We start from the raw sequence: 741 nt of genomic DNA on the forward strand, positions 1-741 counted from the left end.
GGTGGAGAACGACGAGTTCAAGCAGGCCGAGACCGCCGGCGGCTATGCCAAGGAGATGTCGGACGACTACAAGCGCCAGCAGGCAGCCCTGGTCGCCGAGCACATCAAGAAGCAGGACCTTGTCATCACCACAGCACTGATCCCCGGCCGCAAGGCGCCGATCCTGGTGACGGCGGAGCATGTGGCGTCGATGAAGCCGGGGTCGGTGATCATCGATCTGGCGGTGGAGCAGGGTGGCAACGTCGAGGGCGCCAAGCTGGGCGAGGTGGTGACCACGGCCAACGGCGTGAAGATCGTCGGCCACGCCAACTATGCCAGCCGCATCGCTGAGAGCGCGTCGCTGCTCTACGCCAAGAACCTGCTGGCGCTGCTGACGTCGCTTCACGGCAAGGACACTGGCATCGTCGTCAACTGGGACGACGAGATCGTCAAGGCCATCGCGCTGACCCGCGACGGCGCCGTCGTTCACCCCGCCTTCGCCGGCTGACCGGGCGCCCGAGGAGACTTACCGCAATGGATCAGACCCAACTGTCCGCCCGTATTGCCGAGCTGAAGGCGAACCTCGCGGCGCTCGGCCAGCAGGCCGACCAGCTGGCCGCCCAGGTCGCGCACGCGGCGCAGCCCGCCGCGGAGGCCGCCGGCGGTCATGGCAGCTTCTTCGTCACCGGCCTGACGGTGCTCGTTCTGGCCTGCTTCGTCGGCTACTACGTCGTCTGGCGCGTCACTCCGGCCCTGCATTCG

The 741-nt window shown here is 67.5% G+C and carries 1 protein-coding gene and 1 pseudogene; both read left to right on the forward strand.

Going from position 1 to position 741, the window contains the following annotated elements:
* Window positions 1-487, forward strand: a pseudogene (locus TSH64_RS33455) (NAD(P)(+) transhydrogenase (Re/Si-specific) subunit alpha); the annotation flags it as partial.
* A gap of 26 nt (window positions 488-513) precedes the next feature.
* On the forward strand, window positions 514-741 hold a 228-nt coding region (locus tag TSH64_RS33460), incomplete at its 3' end, for a proton-translocating transhydrogenase family protein (protein ID WP_146208151.1).

Origin of the sequence: Azospirillum sp. TSH64 (assembly GCF_003116035.1) — a bacterium.
Classification (GTDB): domain Bacteria; phylum Pseudomonadota; class Alphaproteobacteria; order Azospirillales; family Azospirillaceae; genus Azospirillum.